Below are 19389 nucleotides of genomic sequence, written 5' to 3'. Positions count from 1 at the left end.
GTTCACAGTTCGCGTACCCGCTGACGTCTGACGATCCAGATGAAGAAAGGTGCGCCGACAAGGGCGGTGACAATACCGACATCGAGTTCGGACGGCCGCGCCACGATGCGCCCGACAATATCGGCCGCAAGCAGCAGACAGGCGCCGCCGAGCGCGGAAAATGGCAGAAGCCAGCGATTGTCGACGCCAACGAGCAGGCGGCAGAGATGCGGAACGACCAGCCCAACGAAACCGATTGGCCCGCAGATGGCAGTCGCCGCGCCGCAGAGGAGGATAGCTCCAAAGGATGAAATGGCTCTCGCAACCACGACATTCTCGCCAAGACCGGCGGCCAACTCATCACCAAGCGCCAGAGAATTCAGCTTGCGTGCCGAAAGAAGGCTGATGGCAAAACCGGCGGCAAGAAACGGCAGCACGGTCTCAATCCGGTCAAAGGTCGCACCACCGACACCGCCGATCTGCCAGGAACGGATGCCACCGGCAATATCGCTGCGCGGCAGCACGACGGCAATGACGAGTGAGGAGAAGGCGACAGAGGTGGCGGCACCGGCCAGAGCAAGTTTCAGCGGCGTTGCCCCACCGCGTCCGAGCGAGCCGACGACATAAACGAAAACTGCAGCTGCACCCGCCCCGACAATCGCCGTGATGATAAAGGCCTGCGCCGAGGCAATGCCGAACCAGACGATGGCGATAACGACGGCAAGTGATGCGCCCATATTGACGCCAAGAATACCGGGATCGGCAAGCGGATTGCGCGTAACGCCCTGCATGATGGCGCCAGCGAGCCCGAGCGCTGCCCCGGACAGCAGGGCAAGCAGCGTTCGCGGCAGGCGAACCGCAACGGCCGCTTCCGCCACCGTCTCCACGCGACCGCCAAGCGCTGCCGTGATGTCAGCGAACGTGACGTCACGGGTGCCAATCGCCACGGAAAGCGCACATAGCAGCGCCAGAAGCGCCAGCACGGCGCTGAGCCATGCCGTCCGCATGCGGTTGGAGCGGCCACCTTGCAGTACGGCCGGACCTTTGGCAGGCCCTTCCATTGTCATTTCGCTTTACCAGAGGACTTATCCGCTGCTTTCGCCAGAAGATCGGCGTAATCCTTCATAACCCAGGAAATCGACAGCGGTGTGGGATTAGATGCGGTGCCGAGCGGATCACGCCCCAGCATGACGATGGCGTCATCGGCAACGGCGGGCATGCGGGCAAGCAGCGGATCGGCCCGCATCGCCTTGAGCAGTGGCTGGCTGCCATAGGTCACGACGATATCGACATCGTCGAAGGCATCGACGCGCTCGGCGCTGACGCCGGCGGCGAATTGCCCCGGTTTCGTCGCCTCCGCCACGCTCTTCGGCGAGGTCAGCCCAAGATCGGTGAAAAATTTCACCCGGCTGTCATTGGCGGTATAGAAATTGACGACACTGAGATTGGTGGCGTCGAGATGGGTGACGAACATCGCAGACTTGCCTTTCAGCTGCGGATGGCCGGCAACCACCTGCGCGATCTCACCCTCGATGCGTTTGATCAGCGCCTCACCTTCCGGCGCCATGCCAAGCCCGGCACTGTTCAGCCGGATCATCTCGCGCCAGTCGGTTGCCCACGGTGACACGGGATAGGCAACGACCGGTGCGATCTGGCTTAGCGTATCGTAGTCGGACTGGCTGAGGCCGGAATAGGCGGCGAGGATGACATCCGGCTGCGTTGCCGCCACGGCCTCGAAATCGATACCATCACCCTCGTCAAACAGAACAGGCTTTGCAGCACCCAATTCAGAAAGCTGCTTCGCCACCCACGGCAGCAATCCATCACCGTCATCATCGCCGAAATTGGCAGCGGCAAAACCGACGGGCACCATGCCGAGCGCCAGCGGCACCTCGTGGTTTGCCCAGGCGACGGTCGCGACACGCTGAGGCTTCCTCGCAATCGTGGTCGTACCGAAGGCGTGTTTGATGACGACGGGATAGCGCGTCGCCTCTTCCGCCGAGGCAATGGTCGGCACGATCATCGACAGAAAAAACACGAATGCCGGCGCGAGGCAGCGAAACAGGAAAAGCATGGGCGAAGCTCTCAACGGTTCAAAAGTGGACTTGAACTCTCAGCTTCACATGCCCCCGTCAACCCCGGTGAGGAAATGCCGCCACAACAGTGGTGAAATTTCCGGGGTTTTGTACAAAACCGCAAAAACTTACAATACCGGACAATCTTTCTCAAGTTATTGGGCGCTTCGAGAGCGGGCCGTGGAAGCGGCGATTGGGGCATCAACTTCTGGAATTTAGCAATGAACACTGAAATGAATGGCGTCAACAGCAGGACCGCGCGACTGCGCTATGGGCAGGCAGCCCTTCTTGCCTGCACGGCGCTTGTGACGGTACTGCCCGCTCGTTCGCTGGCGCAGGAGGCCGCCAATACGGGCGGAAGCACGGTTCTCGAGCGCATCACCATCGACAGCGGTGACGATGACCAGAAGTCGATCGTCGCCACCCGCACCACAAGCGGAAGCAAGATGGCAACCGACATTCTCGATACGCCGGCCGCCGTTTCCGTCATCACCGCCAAGGAAATGCAGCAGCGTGGCGTGCAGACCGTGGAAGAAGCCTTGCAATACACGGCAGGTGTGACCGCGGATTTCTACGGCTCGGACGACCGTTTCGACTATTTCAAGATTCGCGGTTTCGACGCCTACACCTATCGCGACGGGCTGACGCTCGGCCGTCCCTTCGGCGCGCTGCGAGAAGAGACCTATGCCTATGAGCGCGTGGAAGTCCTGAAGGGCGGCAATTCCACGACCTTTGGCGTATCCGATCCCGGCGGTTCGGTGAACTACTCGACGAAGGTTCCCAAACGCAGCCGCTTTGGTGAGGCCTATGTGACAGGCGGTTCCTATAGCCGCGCTGAAACCGGCTTCGATTTCGGTGACAACATCACCAGCGACGACACACTGTCATACCGCCTGACCGGCAAGCTCAGAAATGCCGACGCGGAATATGACTATTCCCGCGACGATGAAAAATTCTTCATGGGCGGCCTGACATGGCGGCCCACCGATGCCACCAGCCTCACCGTCGTATACGATCATCTCAACAAGGACGGCGTTCCCGGCGGCGGCGGCCATCCGGTCGGCTCGCATTTCGACAGAAGCCGTTTCTTCGGTGAACCGGACTATAATTACCGCGGCACCAACCGCAATTCGCTGAGCGTGATGTTCGACCATGATTTCGGCTCTGGCCTGACGTTGAGTTCGAACGCGCGCTACAGCAAGGCAAATACCGATTTCGGTTACGCGTATATCTCGTCCACACCGACCAATGGCTCGACCATCGCCAACCGTTCCTATTTCGGCAACGAGACCGAAACCGAGAATTTCCTGATCGACACACGGCTGCAATATGACACGACGTTCGAAAGCGTCGAAAGCCGCAGCCTTGTCGGCGTTTTTTATAACGACTACTCGTCCGGCAGCAAAAGCTACTTCGGTTCTGCGCCAGGCATCAACTGGCTGAACCCGGTCTATACCGGTGCACCAGCCTCAGTGCCGCTCTACGCCAGCTCGCTGACCGATCAAAAGACAAGGGCACTCTACCTCCAGCAGGACCTGACCTTCTTCGACAGGCTTACCGTCAGCGCCGGTCTGCGCAATGACTGGATCGACACCGACCAGACCAACAGGCTGAACGGCACGACGGCAAGCGGCGATATCAGCGAACTGACAAAGCGCATCGGCGTGTCTTACAAGGTCACGAACGAGATCGCGCCCTATATCAGCTACGCCGAATCCGTAGTGCCGGCCTCGGGCCTGACCGTCGAGCCCGAACGCGGCGAGCAGATCGAGCTTGGCGTGAAGTATCGCCCGGATGCCTTCCCTGCCCTGTTCACGGCATCGATCTACGACCTCAAGAAGAACAATATTACCGTCACCAGCCCGATCACCAGCCTGCCCACCACCATCGGCGAGGTGCGCGTGCGCGGTCTCGACCTCGAGGCCAAGGCGGAGGTTACCGACGAGCTGAGCCTGACGGCGGCCTATTCCTATCTCAACGCGGAAATCACCGAAAACGGCATCGCTGGCAATGTCGGCAACCGCCCGCAATTCGTGCCTGAACATCAGGCCTCGCTTTGGGTAAACTACACGCTGGCCGGCAATGACAAACGCGGCGACATGACCTTCGGGCTCGGCGGACGCTTCACCGGCGCGTATTATTTTGATGACGCGAACAAGGTTTCGACCGGCAGCAGCGTGACCATGGACGCAGCGTTCAGCTACAAAATCCAGGAAACCACCTCGCTGGAGGTGAATGTTTCCAACCTCTTCAACGAGAAGCACGTCTCTTATGGCGGTTTCGGCGCAGACTTCTACAACCCCGGCCGAGCGTTCTCAGCTACGCTGCGCAAGACGTGGTGAGGGTAAGTATATCCCTACTTTTCAACATACTACGTAACCATCCTAACGTTCCACGTCATCCCCTGGGGTGACGTGGAACGAAGCTCGAGGCATGCGCCGAACCCGCTCCGCATAGACGGCAAGGCGACCATTCAAAGCAGCCTGTGCATGCGCCGCCAGGCGGCTGGCGTATTGCCCACGGAGTGGCGGAAGGCTTTGGTCAAATGGGCCTGATCGGAAAAGCCTAGCTGGGCAGCGATATCGGCCACCGTGAGATCGCCTTCGAGCAACAGTTTCTGGGCAAGGCTTATCCGCCGCTCCAGTTGCCATTGCAGCGGCGTCTTGCCCGTTGTCTGGCGGAACACCGTTGCGAACCAGCTTTCCGAAAGCCCGACGATGTCGGCCATTTCTGCAACCGTCATGCGGTCGTCACCGCGGCTTTCGACACGGGCAAGCAGCTTGTTCATCTGCGCCTGCGTCAGCCTGCCATTTACCTGTTCCGGCGAAGATCCGGGAATATCGAGAAGACCGGCAACGATGCTGCCAACAAGGCTTTCCGCATAGACCGCATGTTTCGAAGGCTCGGCGAGTTCATCGACAAGCAGTCCAGCCAGTGTTTCGACCGAACCGATATCCTGTATCTCGACCGGGCGGCGCAAGGCTGTCATCGCCGCCGAACTGCCGACCGATGGCGACAGGAAACGCAGCAGGCGGTCCTTGTGGATATGCAGATTGAGATGCGAAAACCTGTGCGTAGCATTGCTGCTCGTCCACATCGGAACACCGGCCGGCACATAGACCGCCCGCGTCATGGGGCGGGAATGCTGCGTGAACTCGCCGTCGCGGTTGGAAATGCTGATGCGCGACGAGACATCGTTGAAGAATATCATGATACGTGGATCGGCGGCCAGGTAATAACCCTTCGCGCCCATCTGGCTCTCTGCCTCCCAGAAGGCGCTGACGAGCCCGTCCAGCTGGCGCCATTTGACCGGCGCAGTGACGCTGATCCCTTCCGTGTGCCAGGTCATGGAGTGCCAGAAACTCAATGCGGGTACCGTTCAGTTGTCGAGCCGAGGTTGTAAGACATGCGCGTCACGATAACGGCGCCGCACGCTCCACCATATGAGGCCGCAATAACATGACTTATCAATTCATGTTAATAGCAAAGATGGTTGTAATGCAAAACATTGCTGTGCTGCCAGTCGATCCCGCTCCAATGTGAGCCTTGGAACCTCTGCCCCGACCAGCCGTTTGATCTCCAGACAAATGAAATCACGAAGGGAGATCACTATGAACGACAAAAGGGAACCCGGCGATTTCGCCGACAAGAAGCGCGAAGAGCAGGGCCGCGGCGTCATCGTCGCTGGGCCGGATGCGCATGAGAATGAAAAGGGCGGCAAGGCGCCGGGGGATAGTGGCGAAAAGCCATCACCCGAAAAACCGGTTCCATCCTCAGACCGCAGATAGAAAATTGCCCCTCCCTGATCGCTCAGGGAGGGGCTTTTTTGGACTAGTCAGCCTTATCAGACAAGGTCGAAACGGTCGGCGTTCATGACCTTCGTCCAGGCGGCGACGAAATCACGCACGAACTTTTCCTTGTTGTCGTCCTGCGCATAAACTTCCGCATAGGCACGCAGGATGGAGTTGGAGCCGATAACGAGGTCCACGCGGGTCGCCGTATATCGGGTTGCTCCGGACTTGCGATCGCGAATCTCATAGAGATTGCCGCCGGTCGGAGCCCAGGAATAGGCCATATCCGTCAGCGTTGTGAAGAAATCGGTGGTCAGAGCACCTGGGGTCTGCGTGAACACACCATGCGCTGCGCCGCCGTAATTGGCGCCAATGACGCGCAGGCCACCGATGAGAACGGTCAGTTCCGGCGCCGTGAGGCCCAGAAGCTGAGCGCGGTCCAGCAGCAGTTCTTCGGGGCTGACGACATAGTCCTTCTTCACCCAGTTGCGGAAACCATCCGCCAGCGGCTCGAGCGGCGCAAAGCTGTCTGCATCAGTCTGCTCGGCTGAGGCATCGCCACGACCGGGTGCAAAAGGCACGGCGACATCGAAGCCGGCTGATTTCGCCGCCTGCTCAACACCGTAGTTGCCGGCGAGAACAATGACATCAGCGATGCTGGCGCCAGTCTCACGGGCAATCGGCTCCAACACCGAAAGCACATGGGCCAAACGGGCGGGCTCGTTGCCTTCCCAGTCCTTCTGCGGCGCAAGGCGGATGCGCGCACCATTGGCGCCGCCGCGCTTGTCCGAACCACGGAAGGTACGGGCGCTGTCCCATGCGGTCGAGACCAGATCGGCGACCGCCAGACCGGAAGCGGCGATCTTTGCCTTTACGGCAGCGACATCGTAGCTCGTGGAACCTGCCGGGATGGGATCCTGCCAGATCAGGTCTTCTGCGGGAACATCCGGGCCGAAGTAGCGGGACTTCGGGCCCATGTCGCGGTGGGTCAGCTTGAACCATGCGCGGGCAAAGACCTCGGAGAAGTGGTCCTGGTCATCCTTGAACTTCAGCGAAATCTCGCGGTAGATCGGATCGACCTTCAGGGCCATGTCGGCATCGGTCATCATCGGGATGGTGCGGATCGAGGGATCCTCGACGTCAACAGGCTTGTCCTCTTCGGCAATGGTGATCGGCGCCCACTGGGACGCGCCAGCCGGGCTGTGCGTCAATGTCCACTCATGCTTGAACAGCATGTCGAAGAAGCCGTTGTCCCACTTGGTCGGTTCGCTTGTCCAGGCACCTTCAATACCGGACACCACGGTGTCACGGCCGATGCCGCGACCCTTGGTGTTGATCCAGCCGAGACCCTGATATTCGGGGCCTGCTGCTTCCGGATCGGGGCTGAGGTTGGCGGCGCTGCCGTTGCCGTGCGACTTGCCGATGGTGTGGCCGCCTGCGGTGAGCGCGACGGTTTCTTCGTCATCCATGCCCATGCGGGCAAAGGTTTCGCGCATCTGCGCGGCTGTCGCAAGCGGATCGGACTTGCCGTTGACGCCTTCTGGATTGACGTAGATGAGACCCATCTGCACGGCGGCAAGCGGATTTTCCAGCGTCTCGGGCTTGGTTACGTCACCGTAACGACCATCGCTCGGTGCCAGCCATTCCTTTTCGTCACCCCAATAGGTGTCCTTTTCGGGAGCCCAGATATCCTCGCGGCCGAAGGCGAAACCGAACGTCTTCAGACCCGCGACATCATAAGCGATCGTTCCGGCAAGCGCGATGAGATCGGCCCAGGAAATCTTGTTGCCGTATTTCTTCTTGATCGGCCACAGCAGACGGCGGCCCTTATCGGTGTTCACATTGTCAGGCCAGGAATTGAGCGGTGCAAAGCGCTGGTTGCCGGTGTTGGCGCCGCCGCGTCCGTCCGTCACGCGGTAGGAACCGGCCGCATGCCAGGTCACGCGGGCCATCATGCCCACATAGCTGCCCCAGTCGGCCGGCCACCAGTCCTGGCTTTCCGTCATCAGGGCGCGCAGATCGGCCTTCAGGGCTTCCACGTCGAGCGTCTTTAGCGCTTCGCGGTAATTGAAGGAGGTGCCGAGCGGATTGGTCTTGGTGTCGTGCTGATGCAGGATATCGAGGTTCAGCGCGTTCGGCCACCATTCGGTAACCGATTTACCGGAGGCCGTATTGCCTCCATGCATGACGGGACACTTGCCAGCCGGTTTTGAAGTTGCGTCCATTTCGCCCTCCGATGGGTTTAGTAATTAAACGACATAGTCAATTCGACATGCGCAGCATGTTGGAACCACAGCCCACAGCAGGTCATCCTTACGGAAAGCGCGCAGTGACGCTGGTGATACCGAACAGCTACATCCTCTTTCTGTCATGACGATGACTAACAGCCGGGTTCCATAATTTCCAATTGTATATTCTAAAGGCTGCGATATGCTCAGCTTATGATTGGACTATCGATGAAACACCTGCGTTATTTCGACGCCTTGGCGAAGATCGGCCATTTCGGGCGGGCGGCGGAGGCGTGCTCCATTTCCCAGCCAGCACTTTCGCTACAGATCAGGGAACTGGAAGAGCTGATCGGCGCGCCGCTCGTCGAACGGGGCAGCCGCCAGATCAGGCTGACCGCTCTCGGCGATGAATTCGCCGAACGCACCCGCCTGATCCTGCGTTCAGTGGATGAATTGCAGGATTTGGCGAGGGCAAGGCACGGCCCGCTCAGCGGCCGTCTGCGCATCGGCGTCATTCCAACGGTCGCGCCCTATCTTTTACCGCAGGTCATCAAGACGCTCACCCGGCATTATCCGGGACTGGAAACGCGTCCGCGCGAAGCGGTGACACAGAAACTGATCGAGGACCTCCTGGAAGCCCGGCTGGACATGGCAATCGTCGCGCTTCCGGTGTCCGAAGCGTCGCTGGAAGAGGTTCCGCTGTTTTCCGAGGAATTCATTCTGGTCCGGCCGATGGAGGATGCGGGGATGCCGGTGCCGAGCGCTGGCAAGCTCGGTGAAATGCGCCTGCTGCTGCTCGAGGAAGGCCATTGTTTCCGCAATCAGGCACTGTCTTTCTGCAGTACAACGAACGCGCCGCCGCGCGTGCTGATGGAAGGCAGTTCGCTCTCGACGCTGGTCCAGATGGTCGGCGCCGGCATCGGCGTCACGCTCATTCCGCAGATGGCTGTCGATATGGAAACGCGGCAATCCACCGTCTCGGTATTTCGGCTGGCAGAGCCAAGACCATCCCGCACCATCGGCATGGTATGGCGCAAGAGCAATCCGCTCTCGGCGCAGTTTACCCACATTGCCGAGATCGTCCGCGAATGCGGCCTGCAAAAACTCGGCCGTGTTGCCGATGCAGCGGAGTGACGGTGTCGAGGGCCAACTCGGATCTGCGGCCTCAACTCTTCGCAGCACTCCCAGCTTTACCCTCGCAAAGCCGGCCGGCCATGGCAAAGAAGGCAAGCTTCATCTTGCTACGTTTGTCCGCGCCCTCGAGGGTTGAAACCGGCACCTGAAAACCGAACACGTCGTCCGGCTCAGCGGAACGTTCCCGCCAGAATGCGTCTATGTCGGAAAGCAACATTTTCTGCCGCCGCGCGCGACGATAATTGATCGGATGTCTGGCGTGGGAGACTGCGAAATAGGAACCCGCTTCCGTCTCGATTAGACCTTGCAGCAGCATCAAAACGGCATCCTTCGGGCGAAGACCCGCAAGGTCGCGCGTTACTGCCACCATCTCCTGCTTTGCGGCGCGTGGCCCCTGCATGCCGCCAACGGCAATCGTCCTGTACCCTCCCCCATCCTGCGTCACGAAGATAAACTTCGTCGTCCACAAGGTGACGTCGTCACGGGTTCTGATCAGCCGAACCGCGAGAGCGCCTTCGTGGCGGCCGCCACATAAATCCGCAAGAGCAAGCGTGCAGCGATATTCGTCAGCACGGCCGCCTATGGTGCCGATTTCGATCGTTTTTCCACTCCAGAGCGCAGCCATAACCTCTCTTGAAAAACAACCGCTGGCGATGACGAAATTCTTCATGAGAAAATCCAGCCGTCTTCCATAGGAGATTTTGCCGACGAGGAATTTCGACAGGGGTTTCTGGAGAAGCTCGTCATGCGGCGGTGGCAGTTTTTGCGTCGCCGAGAATCGGGACAAAAACCGCCACCACCGCAGGGTTACAAGCGGATGAGCCAAAAAACGCATCCAGAAAAGGAAACCCCGTTTCCAGTGGGCGCGCATAACGAAGGTCGCAACGCTCCAGGCCAGGGGAAAACGGAGGAGTTCCAGCCCATCGCCAGTCATGGTTTGCGCAGCGATGACCGGCTCGGGTTTCGCCGAGTTTTTTTCCGCAGCGAATGCGGCGATTTCAGTATGCGACATCGTAAAATTCCGGGGAGTATGACTGTTTGGACTGGGGCGTGGAGTGATTTGGCCGGGACTGTGCGCGCCCAGGATGAACCGAATATGAAATCGGATTGGTGCTCTGCTGCGATTATTGGCGCTACGGCATTGCGCGAGGTTCCGGGCCGCCGACGCGCTTTCTACGCGCCGTCTTCTCGCCGGAAATCCGGAAGAAAACGATCCGGTGGGTGTGTCACTGTGTGTACTCCGGTTGGCACGGTTGATACCGTGCCCACACATTATGACCGCGAACGTTGCGGCAGCATTACAATCGCCGCGACCGGTCTACAGCGCGCAAAGCGCAATCAGAATCGAACCCGGAACGTGCTTCCAGAGGGGTTGCTTTCTAGCACGATACGGCCGTTATGATTGGCGACGATCTTCTTGACGAGGCTGAGGCCAAGTCCGGCACCCGTGCTTTTCGGCGTGACCCGATAGAAAGGTTCGAATATCCGCTCCTGCTGGTCCTCGGGTATACCCTGCCCCTCGTCGGAAATCGCGATTTCGCCGTTTGCGAGAACCGAGACATGGATCAGCCCCTTGTTTCCACCATGGTCGATGGCGTTGCGCACGATATTGCTGATGGCGCGCGGCAGGGCGAAGGGGTTGCCTTGCATGTCGTATTTTTCGATCTGCGTTTCGAAGGAGATGTCGTAACCTGCCGAAAGCGCAAGCGGCGCGAGCTCTGCCACCACCGTGCGGGCGATATCGACCAGGTCCACCACCTCGCGCCGGTCGTTTACCTGATCGTTTCGCTCAAAGGCCAGAAGCTGTTCGGCGGTTTCACCGAGCCGCGCGACATCCCCCATCAGGCGCTGTTGGTCCGGTCCGGGCAGGCCCTCTATCCGGGTCTGCATGATTGCAATCGGCGTCCTCAATTCGTGCGCGGCATCGATCAGAAAACGTTGCCGCGCCTGGAACTGCTCTTCGAGCCGCTCGAGAACGCTGTTGAAGGAAACGATCAACGGAACGACTTCGCGCGGCACATCTTCGACGGGAAGCTTCGAACCCGGTCGTCGCGGGTCGATCTCCGGTGCTTTTTTGACGACGGAACTCAGGCCGGCAAGCGCCCGGCGCACAATGTGCGGCACGGAGAAAAACACCGCAGGCAAAAGAACCGCCAGCAGGGGGACATAAATCGGATAGGTGCCGGCAAGAAGCGTCAGAAACGACGCTCGTGCATTAGAGGTTCCCCCGAACATGATCCTGACGGGTCCCGACGTCGTCTCGATACTTTCAGCCGAAGCAACCTCGGATATGCCGCTGCCGCCGCGAATATCGGCGTCCGTCATCAGATGAACGTATCGCGCCAGTTCGGCGTAAACAGCCGGGACGGTTCCGAAGGTCGCCGCGTGACCGTCAGGTGTCGAGACCACGAACCACAACGTTTCATTCTTCGCCTTCAAGGCGCGTAATGCCGGCCCCTCGGTAACGACCAGACCCTTTTGCGGATCAAGCGAAAGCGACTCGTCAAGCGTCGCCGACAAATCGTTCCAGAGCCCGATATTGGGCGAGAGCTTCATCACCCCGTAAACGCAAAGCCCGACGATTACGACAGCGATCATGGAGGAGACGACAATGCTGAGCTGCCAGCTCAATTGCCACCACAAGGACGGATTGGACTTGCCCTGCGCCTTCATGTGTCTTCCCTGAGCAGATAACCGATGCCGCGAATATTATGCACGCTGACCCCGGCGGAAGCGTCGAGCAGGCGTTTGCGCAGTCGCGATATATGCGCATCGAGCGCATTGGACTGGATTTCCTCCTCGTAATTGTAGACGGCGGCCTCAAGCGTCGAGCGCAGCACGGATTTGCCCTTTCGTTTCGCCAGCGTGATGAGGACCATCAGCTCGCGCCTTGGCAGATCAAAGGGAAGCGAGTTGATCGTGACGCTGAGATGAAGCGGATCGATCACGATGCGGCCTGCAGCGATCTGCGACGGAGCGATGCTTGCCGGCCTTCTCAAAACCGCGCGCAGCCGCGCCAGCAGTTCGCCGACGAGAAACGGCTTGCCGAGATAGTCGTCGGCGCCGCCATTCAGCCCCTCGATCCGCTCCTCCGGTTCGTTCATCGCCGTCAATAAAATGATCGGCGTATCGATACCGGCGCGGCGCAGCTTTGGAATGAAGGTCAGCCCCTCCCCGTCCGGCAGACGACGGTCGAGCAGAATGGCATCATAGACATGCTGGCGCGCCAGCTCCATCGCATCGCCGAGCCGCATCGTATGATCGATGACGATCCCCTGCTTGCCGAGCGTCGTCGACAGCGCATCCGCCATTTCCTTTTCGTCCTCAATCAACAGAAGTCTCATTTGCCACCGTCCCTTCGCCCCCTCCTTGTCTGCCAGAAAGGTTGCGGCAGTATTGCGGCGCAGAAGATGCGGGCGGGTAATGCTGCTGCAATTATCAACACTTATCCAGAAGCCATCAGCCTGGAAGACAGGCGACATGACCGCTCGATCGGCGGTCACAGGATGAGTTTTGCCTGGAAGGATTATGTTATGTGGGTGAAAAGAACGATCAAGGCGGGGATCGCGCTTGCGGGCTGCGCTCTCGTCGTCACGGCTCTTGATCCGGCGCGCGGAAGCGTCGATGCGAACGAGCGCGTCAAGGGGATCGTGGCGTCAACCTCGATGAGCCCGGCCGGTATCCCGTTCGAACTGACGGCTGCGGAAATCGCAAGGATCGGCACACGAGCGATGGCGGAGCGGCTCAGCGTCAGTGGCGAACTTCAGCCGGTCAGCCGTGTCGTGATCCGCGCCCGCGAGGCTGGAAAAATTCTGGATATGAATGTCCGGGACGGACAGGCGGTGCGGGCGGGCGACCTGCTGGTACGGTTCGAAACCGAGGAACTGCAATCGACTCTCCTGCTGCGGCAGAGCGACCGGGATGCGGCCGAGGCCGAACTGACACTGGCGATGCAGGCCCTCACCCGAACCGAACAGCTGGCGTCAAAAAATATCGCATCGGCTGAACAGCTCGACAAGGCGAAGAGCGATGTCGTTGTGAAAACGGCAAGGCTTCAGAGCCTTTCGGCGCAGGTGGATATCGCCCGCCTTGCCCTTCGCAATGCCGAAATCCGCGCGCCTTTTGATGGCACCATTACTCGCCGGCAGGCAGAAATCGGCTCCCGCGTCAGTGCCGATGGTGAACTCATGACGCTGGTCGATACAAGCATGCTTGAGGCGAAGGTTCTCGTTGCCACGCGCGACATCCCACGGGTCGCCGTTGGCCAGACCGCCGAACTCGATATTGACGGCATCGGCGGCCAGCCTCTCAGAAGCACCGTTGAGCGCATCAGCCCGGTTGCCGAAGACGGGACGCGCTTTGTCGCCGTCTATCTGCGGCTTGCCAACCGCAACGGCCGGCTGTGGGGAGGAATGTTCGCCAGCGGGTCCATCCTCGTGCGCGAAAAAAACGATGCGCTTGTCGTTCCTGCAATCGCGCTTCGCAAAGACGAAACCGGCTACCATGTCCTTAAAGTCCTGAACGGCCATCTTCGCCGCCAGACGGTGGCGGTGGGCTCGCGCTGGAACGATGGCAGCCTGATCGAGATAGGCGCCGGTCTACAGGACGGTGAGACGATCCTGACCGCACCGCTTCCCGAATTGCAGCCCGACATGGCTGTTACGGTCGACAAGGCAGGCTGAGATGTTTCTGACCCGCATATCCGTCTCCCACCCCGTTTTCGCCACCATGATGATGGTGGCGCTTCTGGTCATGGGTCTTTTCTCGTTGCAGCGGCTGGGGCTCGACCTCTACCCCAATGTCGACGTTCCCGTCGTTGTGGTGTCCACAGCTTATCCGGGCGCCACGCCGGAAACGGTGGAGACAGAATTGACGCGCCCGGTCGAGGATGCGCTGAACGCCATCGGCGGTCTGGACGAGATCACGTCAACCTCCTACGAGGGACGCTCTGTCGTCGTAGCAAAATTCAAGCTCGAGGTTAAGAGCGCGACCGCGGCACAGGAGGTGCGCGACAAGATCGCCGCCATCGACGCGAATTTCCCGCAAGAGGCCAAAAAGCCGGTCATATCCCGGTTCGATCCCGCCGCCGAGCCTATCCTGTCGGTGGCGATAAGCTCGACGTCGCTCGACATACCCGCACTCACCGCCCTTGCCGACCAGAAGGTGCTGCGGCAACTGACGACTGTTCCCGGCGTGGGGCAGGCAACGCTGGTCGGCGCCCGCAAGCGGCAGATCGACATCACGATCGACGACACCCGCATGCGCGCGCTTGGGATCGGCATCAACGAGGTGGTAAGCGCGCTACGCACCGGCAACAGCAACAGCCCGGCTGGAAGCCTTGTCGATACCGTTTCCGAACGCACGATCCAGGTGCAGGGCCGCATCGCCGAACCGCAGGCGCTGCTGGACATGGTCGTCGCCCGGCGCGGTGGCGCAGCCATTTATCTTCGCGACATCGCCGCACTCTCCGAAGGGGCTGCCGACCCAGAAAACCGTGCCCTCTATAATGGCCAGACTGCGCTGGCGATCGACATCGTCAAGGTTCAGGATGCCAACACGGTTCAGGTTGTCGCGGATGTGAGAAAGCGCCTGGACGCCCTCAATGCCGGCCTTGTTCCGCAAAACGTGCAATTGCGGGTCATTACGGACACATCCATTCCCATCCGGGAATCCGTCACCCAGGTGCAGACGACGTTGATAGAAGGGGCGGCACTTGCCGTGGCCATCGTCTTCCTGTTCCTCAATTCCTGGCGCAGCACCGTCATCACCGGACTGACGCTGCCGATCGCGATCATCGGCACGCTTGCGGTCATTGATGTTATGGGCTTCACGCTCAATACACTGAGCCTCCTGGCGCTGACGCTTTCCATCGGCATTCTGGTGGATGACGCCATCGTCGTGCGCGAAAACATCACCCGTCACCTTCACATGGGGAAATCCCATATCCGCGCAGCACTCGACGGCACGAACGAAATAGGACTTGCGGTTATCGCGACAACGGCAACAATCGTGGCGGTCTTCCTGCCCGTCGCTTTCATGGACGGCATCGTCGGTCGGTTCTTCTATGAATTCGGCATCACCGTTTCAGCTGCCGTGCTGATCTCGCTTTTCGTCGCCTTCACGCTCGATCCGATGCTGTCGAGCGTCTGGTACGATCCGGATGCGCAACCCAACGCCCGGCGTGGGCCGGTGGGCCGGCTGATCGCCCGTTTCGATCACGGCTTCGAATGGCTCGCCGATCAGTATCGGCACGTGATCGGCTGGACATTGCACCACCGGCTCGTCACCCTGCTCGTCACATCAGGCATTTTTGTCGGCAGCCTGCTCATGGTGCCGTTGGTCGGTGCGGAATTCGTCCCGAATACGGATGAAGGCCGCTTCCAGATCAACGTCACGGCACCGGTCGGCTCCTCGCTGGATTACACCACGGCGAAGGTGCGGCAGGTCGAGAAGGCACTCCAGGAATTCCCGGAAGTCGAGATGCTCTGTTCCACCGTCAATACCGGCGGCACCGTCGGTAAACATCGCGCCGCCGTTCTGGTGGGACTGGTGCCGCTGGAGATGCGCACCCGAACTCCGGTCACGCTGGCCGATCCGATCCGCAAACGCCTGTCAGCCATATCGGGCATAGAGGTCGCGATCCTGCAAAACGGCCTCGGCGGTGGCGAAAGCCCCGTCCAGCTCAGCATTCTCGGCGACGACCGGGCGATCCTCGAAAAGATCGCCGACGGCCTGATGGAGGACATGAAAAAGATCCCCGGCCTCGTGGATGTGACCTCAAGCACCCGCGACGTGACCTCCATCCTTTCGGTACGCCTGAAACGCGAGGCGGCAAGCGATCTCGGCATTTCCCGATCCGATCTTGCCGCAGCGCTCTCGCCGCTCATCGCCGGTGAGGACGTGTCGAAATGGACGGATGCGGGCGGTAACAGCTACGACATCGTCGTGCGCCTGCCCGGCGAGCGGCGTGCCGACATGACGAGGATCAGCGAGTTGATGATCGCCACCAGCCGCACGGCATCCAACGGCTCGCCCCTGATGGTACGTCTGGATCAGGTCGCCGATATCACCACCGTGGAAGCACCCGCCGAAATCCGCCGCATCGACAATCGCCGCGAGGTGCTGGTTTCGGCCAACATATCCGGACGAGCGCTTGGCGAAGTGACAGATGTGTTGAAAACCCTTACCGCCGCCCGCGACCTGCCGGACGGCTACCGTATCCGCTTCGGCGGCGACGCCGAAACCATGGAGGAGACGGTTGGCCACATGGTAACCGCGCTCGCAATGGCGGTCATCTTCATCTACATCGTGCTCGCCTCGCAATTCGGCAGCTTCCTCCAACCGCTCGCCATCATGGCGTCGCTGCCGCTATCTCTCATCGGCGTCCTCGTCGGGCTCTTGGTTGCCGGCAGCACGATCAACATGTTCTCGCTGATCGGCTTCATCATGCTGATGGGCCTCGTTACAAAGAACGGCATCCTGCTTGTCGATTTCGCCAACCGCGAAAGGAAGCGTGGACTTTCGCTCAACGAAGCGCTGGCGAGCGCCGGCATCATCCGCTTCCGCCCGATCATCATGACGACGCTTGCGATGATCTTCGGCATGATTCCGCTCGGGCTGGCCGTGGGCGGTGGCGGGGCGCAGCGCGCGCCAATGGCGCACGCAGTAATCGGCGGCCTCATCAGCTCGACCCTGCTCACCCTGATCGTGGTGCCGACAATCCTGTCTTACATCGACAGCATCACCCGGCGTTTCGCCCGCCTGCTACCGAAGGCACCGGACGAGATGGGGGAGACCGGATCGACCAAACGTCCATCTTCACCATCCTAGGTTCGCTGGTGACGTCTGCCGTCAGGACTTTTCTTCGGTCAGGCGTTTCCTCTTCCCCCTCGGGCGGAAGTCGACCAGAAGCGATTTCAGTTCGATTTCCCGGACGCGCCTTGCTGCCTCGTCCGGGCGAACCCATTCCAGAAGGCGTTCGCCGCGCTCCTTGAAACTCGTTTCCTCCCCGGTGATCTCGATCTGGAAGACATCGACAACGCAGGGAACGACATCGCAATTGTCGAGCATCTTGAGATAGGTGTAGCGGCCAACAGCGTCCTTCCTCACGCGGCCACGAACGCCCGCTTCCTCCCACGCCTCGATCGCGGCAGCCTCATGCGGCTTCTTGCGTTTCATCGGCCAGCCGCGCGGAATGATCCAGCGTGCGCTGGTGCGGGAGGTGACGACGAGAATTTCGATCTCTTCGCCGCTTCCGGTATAACGGAAGCATAAGGCGGCATATTGCTGCCGGAAAGAGCCGGTGAACAGCTTTTCAGGAACAGCAGCAAGTTGCTGGAGCAATGTCAGGGAACGCGCCGGACGGGCTTTCCGGCTTTTCTTCATGGATTTCATATCCGTTGATACTGCCGATTTTCCGGGTTGCATCAATGCCCCGCGTGCATTTATGACAGTTTTATGACAATCACCCCCCACAACTAATAAAGCGCCATTGAGGGCCAATTCGCATGATGAGCATTTTTCGCAAGCTGATGCCGCGCGAGGACCGTTTCTTCGACATGTTTAGCAAACATTCGGAAACGGTCGTCAAAGCCGCCGCAGCTCTGGACCACCTTCTGAGCGGCGTCGACGTCGAGAAAAACTGCGACCTTATCGTCGCCCTCGAAGACCAGGCGGATGATATTACCCGCGACGTTCTGCTTGCGGTGCGCCGCAGCTTCATAACGCCCTTTGATCGTGGCGATATCAAGGACCTCATCCAGTCCATGGATGACGCCATCGACATGATGCACAAGACCGTCAAGACGATCCGGCTGTTCGAGCAAACCGAATTCGACCCGCTGATGCGCGAGATGGGCCACGAGATCGTGCGTGCGGCAAGCCTCATCGCCGAAGCCATCCCGCTTCTGGAAAAGGTCGGCACCAATGCCCAGCGCCTGTCGGTGATTGCCGAAGAGGTTACCCGCGTCGAAGGGCGCTCCGACGAGCTTCATGACCAGGGCCTGAAGGACCTCTTCCGGCGCCATGGTGCGACCGGCAATGCCATGGCCTATATGATCGGCAGCGAGATCTACGGCGAACTCGAAAAGGTCGTCGACCGCTTCGAGGACGTGGCGAACGAGATCAGCGGCATCGTTATCGAGAACGTCTGATGGATGTCGCGCTTGCACTGCCACTGCTTGTCGGCCTTATCGCCATCGCGCTGTTCTTTGATTTTCTGAACGGTCTCCACGACGCCGCAAATTCCATCGCCACCATCGTCTCCACCCGTGTATTGCGCCCGCAATATGCGGTGGCATGGGCGGCCTTTTTCAATTTCATCGCCTTCCTGTTCTTCGGCCTGCATGTGGCCGAAACGCTCGGAACCGGCATCATCGATCCGGCCATCGTCTCCCCGCAGGTCATCTTCGCGGCATTGATGGGCGCCATCGTCTGGAATATCATCACCTGGATTTTCGGCATTCCCTCCAGCTCGTCACATGCCTTGATCGGCGGTCTCGTCGGTGCGGGCTTTGCGAAGGTCGGTTTCAATTCCATCGTCTGGTCGGGTCTTCTGAAAACCGTGGGCGCGATCTTCATGTCGCCGGCCATCGGCTTTTTCCTGGCACTGCTGCTGGTGCTTGCCGTCTCCTGGCTGTTCGTGCGCCAGACGCCCTTCGCCGTGGATCGCACCTTCCGCATCATGCAGTTCATTTCCGCCTCGCTCTATTCGCTCGGCCACGGCGGCAATGACGCACAGAAGACCATGGGCATCATCGCTGTGCTGCTGTTCAGCCAGGGGCATCTTGGAGAGAGCTTCTACGTGCCGTTCTGGGTGGTGATCTCGTGCCAGTCGGCCATGGCGCTCGGCACACTGTTCGGCGGCTGGCGCATCGTGCACACCATGGGGTCGAAAATCACCAGGCTGAACCCGATGCAGGGGTTCTGCGCCGAAACCGGCGGTGCGCTGACACTTTTCGGCGCGACGTGGCTCGGCATTCCGGTGTCCACCACCCATACGATCACCGGCGCCATCATCGGCGTCGGTGCCGCACGTCGCGTCTCGGCGGTGCGTTGGGGCCTTGCGGGCAATATCGTCATTGCCTGGGTCGTGACCATGCCGGCCGCTGCCCTGATATCCGCATCTGTCTATGGTCTTACATCGCTGTTCGGCTGAGACAGAGACCCGCCCTCTCTGCCAAA

The 19389-nt window shown here is 60.0% G+C and carries 15 protein-coding genes; 7 read left to right on the top strand and 8 right to left on the bottom strand.

The annotated features are described in order from the left end of the window. Positions 1–2: 2 nt before the first annotated feature. Positions 3–1046 (bottom strand): FecCD family ABC transporter permease, encoded by a 1044-nt coding sequence (locus ACQZ6D_RS22335; protein WP_153793358.1) that lies wholly within the window; start codon positions 1044–1046, stop codon positions 3–5. Continuing rightward, a complete protein-coding gene (locus tag ACQZ6D_RS22330) occupies positions 1043–2053 on the bottom strand; it encodes an iron-siderophore ABC transporter substrate-binding protein (RefSeq protein WP_153793357.1) in 1011 nt (336 codons plus the stop codon). Before ACQZ6D_RS22330 ends, ACQZ6D_RS22335 begins: the two co-directional genes overlap by 4 nt. Before the next feature lie 222 nt (positions 2054–2275). On the opposite strand from ACQZ6D_RS22330, the gene ACQZ6D_RS22325 reads away from it, so the two are divergent. Beyond that, complete coding sequence (locus ACQZ6D_RS22325; RefSeq protein WP_174006352.1) at positions 2276–4396, top strand: TonB-dependent siderophore receptor; 2121 nt, start codon at positions 2276–2278, stop codon at positions 4394–4396. 131 nt (positions 4397–4527) lie between these two features. On the opposite strand, the gene ACQZ6D_RS22320 is transcribed toward ACQZ6D_RS22325, so the two are convergent. Next, the gene (locus ACQZ6D_RS22320; protein ID WP_210251782.1) at positions 4528–5421 is read right to left on the bottom strand and encodes a helix-turn-helix domain-containing protein; all 894 of its coding nucleotides are present in this window, start codon (positions 5419–5421) and stop codon (positions 4528–4530) included. 244 nt (positions 5422–5665) lie between these two features. Here ACQZ6D_RS22320 and ACQZ6D_RS22315 point away from each other — a divergent pair, with 244 nt between their 5' ends. Continuing rightward, positions 5666–5842, top strand: a complete 177-nt coding sequence (locus ACQZ6D_RS22315) for a hypothetical protein (RefSeq protein ID WP_035200363.1) — start codon at positions 5666–5668, stop codon at positions 5840–5842. A gap of 56 nt (positions 5843–5898) precedes the next feature. Here the strand turns inward: ACQZ6D_RS22315 and katG are convergent, their stop codons facing one another. Continuing rightward, on the bottom strand, positions 5899–8070 hold the full coding sequence (katG, locus tag ACQZ6D_RS22310) for a catalase/peroxidase HPI (RefSeq protein ID WP_448730043.1): 2172 nt from the start codon (positions 8068–8070) through the stop codon (positions 5899–5901). Positions 8071–8286: 216 nt separating this feature from the next. On the opposite strand from katG, the gene ACQZ6D_RS22305 reads away from it, so the two are divergent. After that, complete coding sequence (locus ACQZ6D_RS22305; protein WP_111827913.1) at positions 8287–9207, top strand: hydrogen peroxide-inducible genes activator; 921 nt, start codon at positions 8287–8289, stop codon at positions 9205–9207. Between the two features lie 31 nt (positions 9208–9238). Here the strand turns inward: ACQZ6D_RS22305 and ACQZ6D_RS22300 are convergent, their stop codons facing one another. From ACQZ6D_RS22300 to ACQZ6D_RS22290, 3 genes are all read right to left on the bottom strand, one after another. Continuing rightward, complete coding sequence (locus tag ACQZ6D_RS22300) at positions 9239–10219, bottom strand: DUF535 family protein (RefSeq protein ID WP_367078899.1); 981 nt, start codon at positions 10217–10219, stop codon at positions 9239–9241. Between the two features lie 326 nt (positions 10220–10545). Further along, positions 10546–11880, bottom strand: a complete 1335-nt coding sequence (locus ACQZ6D_RS22295; protein ID WP_111799963.1) for a sensor histidine kinase — start codon at positions 11878–11880, stop codon at positions 10546–10548. Further along, positions 11877–12551, bottom strand: a complete 675-nt coding sequence (locus tag ACQZ6D_RS22290; RefSeq protein ID WP_004431205.1) for a response regulator transcription factor — start codon at positions 12549–12551, stop codon at positions 11877–11879. The genes ACQZ6D_RS22295 and ACQZ6D_RS22290 overlap by 4 nt, the downstream gene beginning before the upstream one ends. A 189-nt stretch (positions 12552–12740) precedes the next feature. Here ACQZ6D_RS22290 and ACQZ6D_RS22285 point away from each other — a divergent pair, with 189 nt between their 5' ends. Together ACQZ6D_RS22285 and ACQZ6D_RS22280 are read left to right on the top strand one after the other, a co-directional pair. After that, positions 12741–13889 carry an efflux RND transporter periplasmic adaptor subunit gene (locus ACQZ6D_RS22285; protein ID WP_448730126.1) on the top strand — a complete coding sequence of 383 codons (1149 nt, stop codon included), beginning with the start codon at positions 12741–12743 and terminating at the stop codon, positions 13887–13889. A gap of 1 nt (position 13890) precedes the next feature. Then, the gene (locus tag ACQZ6D_RS22280; RefSeq protein WP_448730044.1) at positions 13891–17037 is read left to right on the top strand and encodes an efflux RND transporter permease subunit; all 3147 of its coding nucleotides are present in this window, start codon (positions 13891–13893) and stop codon (positions 17035–17037) included. Positions 17038–17058: 21 nt separating this feature from the next. Here ACQZ6D_RS22280 and ACQZ6D_RS22275 read toward each other — a convergent pair whose 3' ends face one another. After that, positions 17059–17601 (bottom strand): NUDIX domain-containing protein, encoded by a 543-nt coding sequence (locus ACQZ6D_RS22275; RefSeq protein WP_112391511.1) that lies wholly within the window; start codon positions 17599–17601, stop codon positions 17059–17061. 113 nt (positions 17602–17714) lie between these two features. On the opposite strand from ACQZ6D_RS22275, the gene ACQZ6D_RS22270 reads away from it, so the two are divergent. Together ACQZ6D_RS22270 and ACQZ6D_RS22265 are read left to right on the top strand one after the other, a co-directional pair. Then, the gene (locus ACQZ6D_RS22270) at positions 17715–18359 is read left to right on the top strand and encodes a DUF47 domain-containing protein (RefSeq protein WP_065660286.1); all 645 of its coding nucleotides are present in this window, start codon (positions 17715–17717) and stop codon (positions 18357–18359) included. Beyond that, on the top strand, positions 18359–19363 hold the full coding sequence (locus tag ACQZ6D_RS22265; protein ID WP_448730045.1) for an anion permease: 1005 nt from the start codon (positions 18359–18361) through the stop codon (positions 19361–19363). The genes ACQZ6D_RS22270 and ACQZ6D_RS22265 overlap by 1 nt, the downstream gene beginning before the upstream one ends. Positions 19364–19389 lie beyond the last annotated feature (26 nt).

The sequence above is a fragment of the Agrobacterium sp. 22-3639C2 genome (assembly GCF_053522105.1).
The sequence above is the reverse complement of the archived record's forward strand: the minus strand, read 5'-3'. Positions and strand labels throughout refer to the sequence as shown.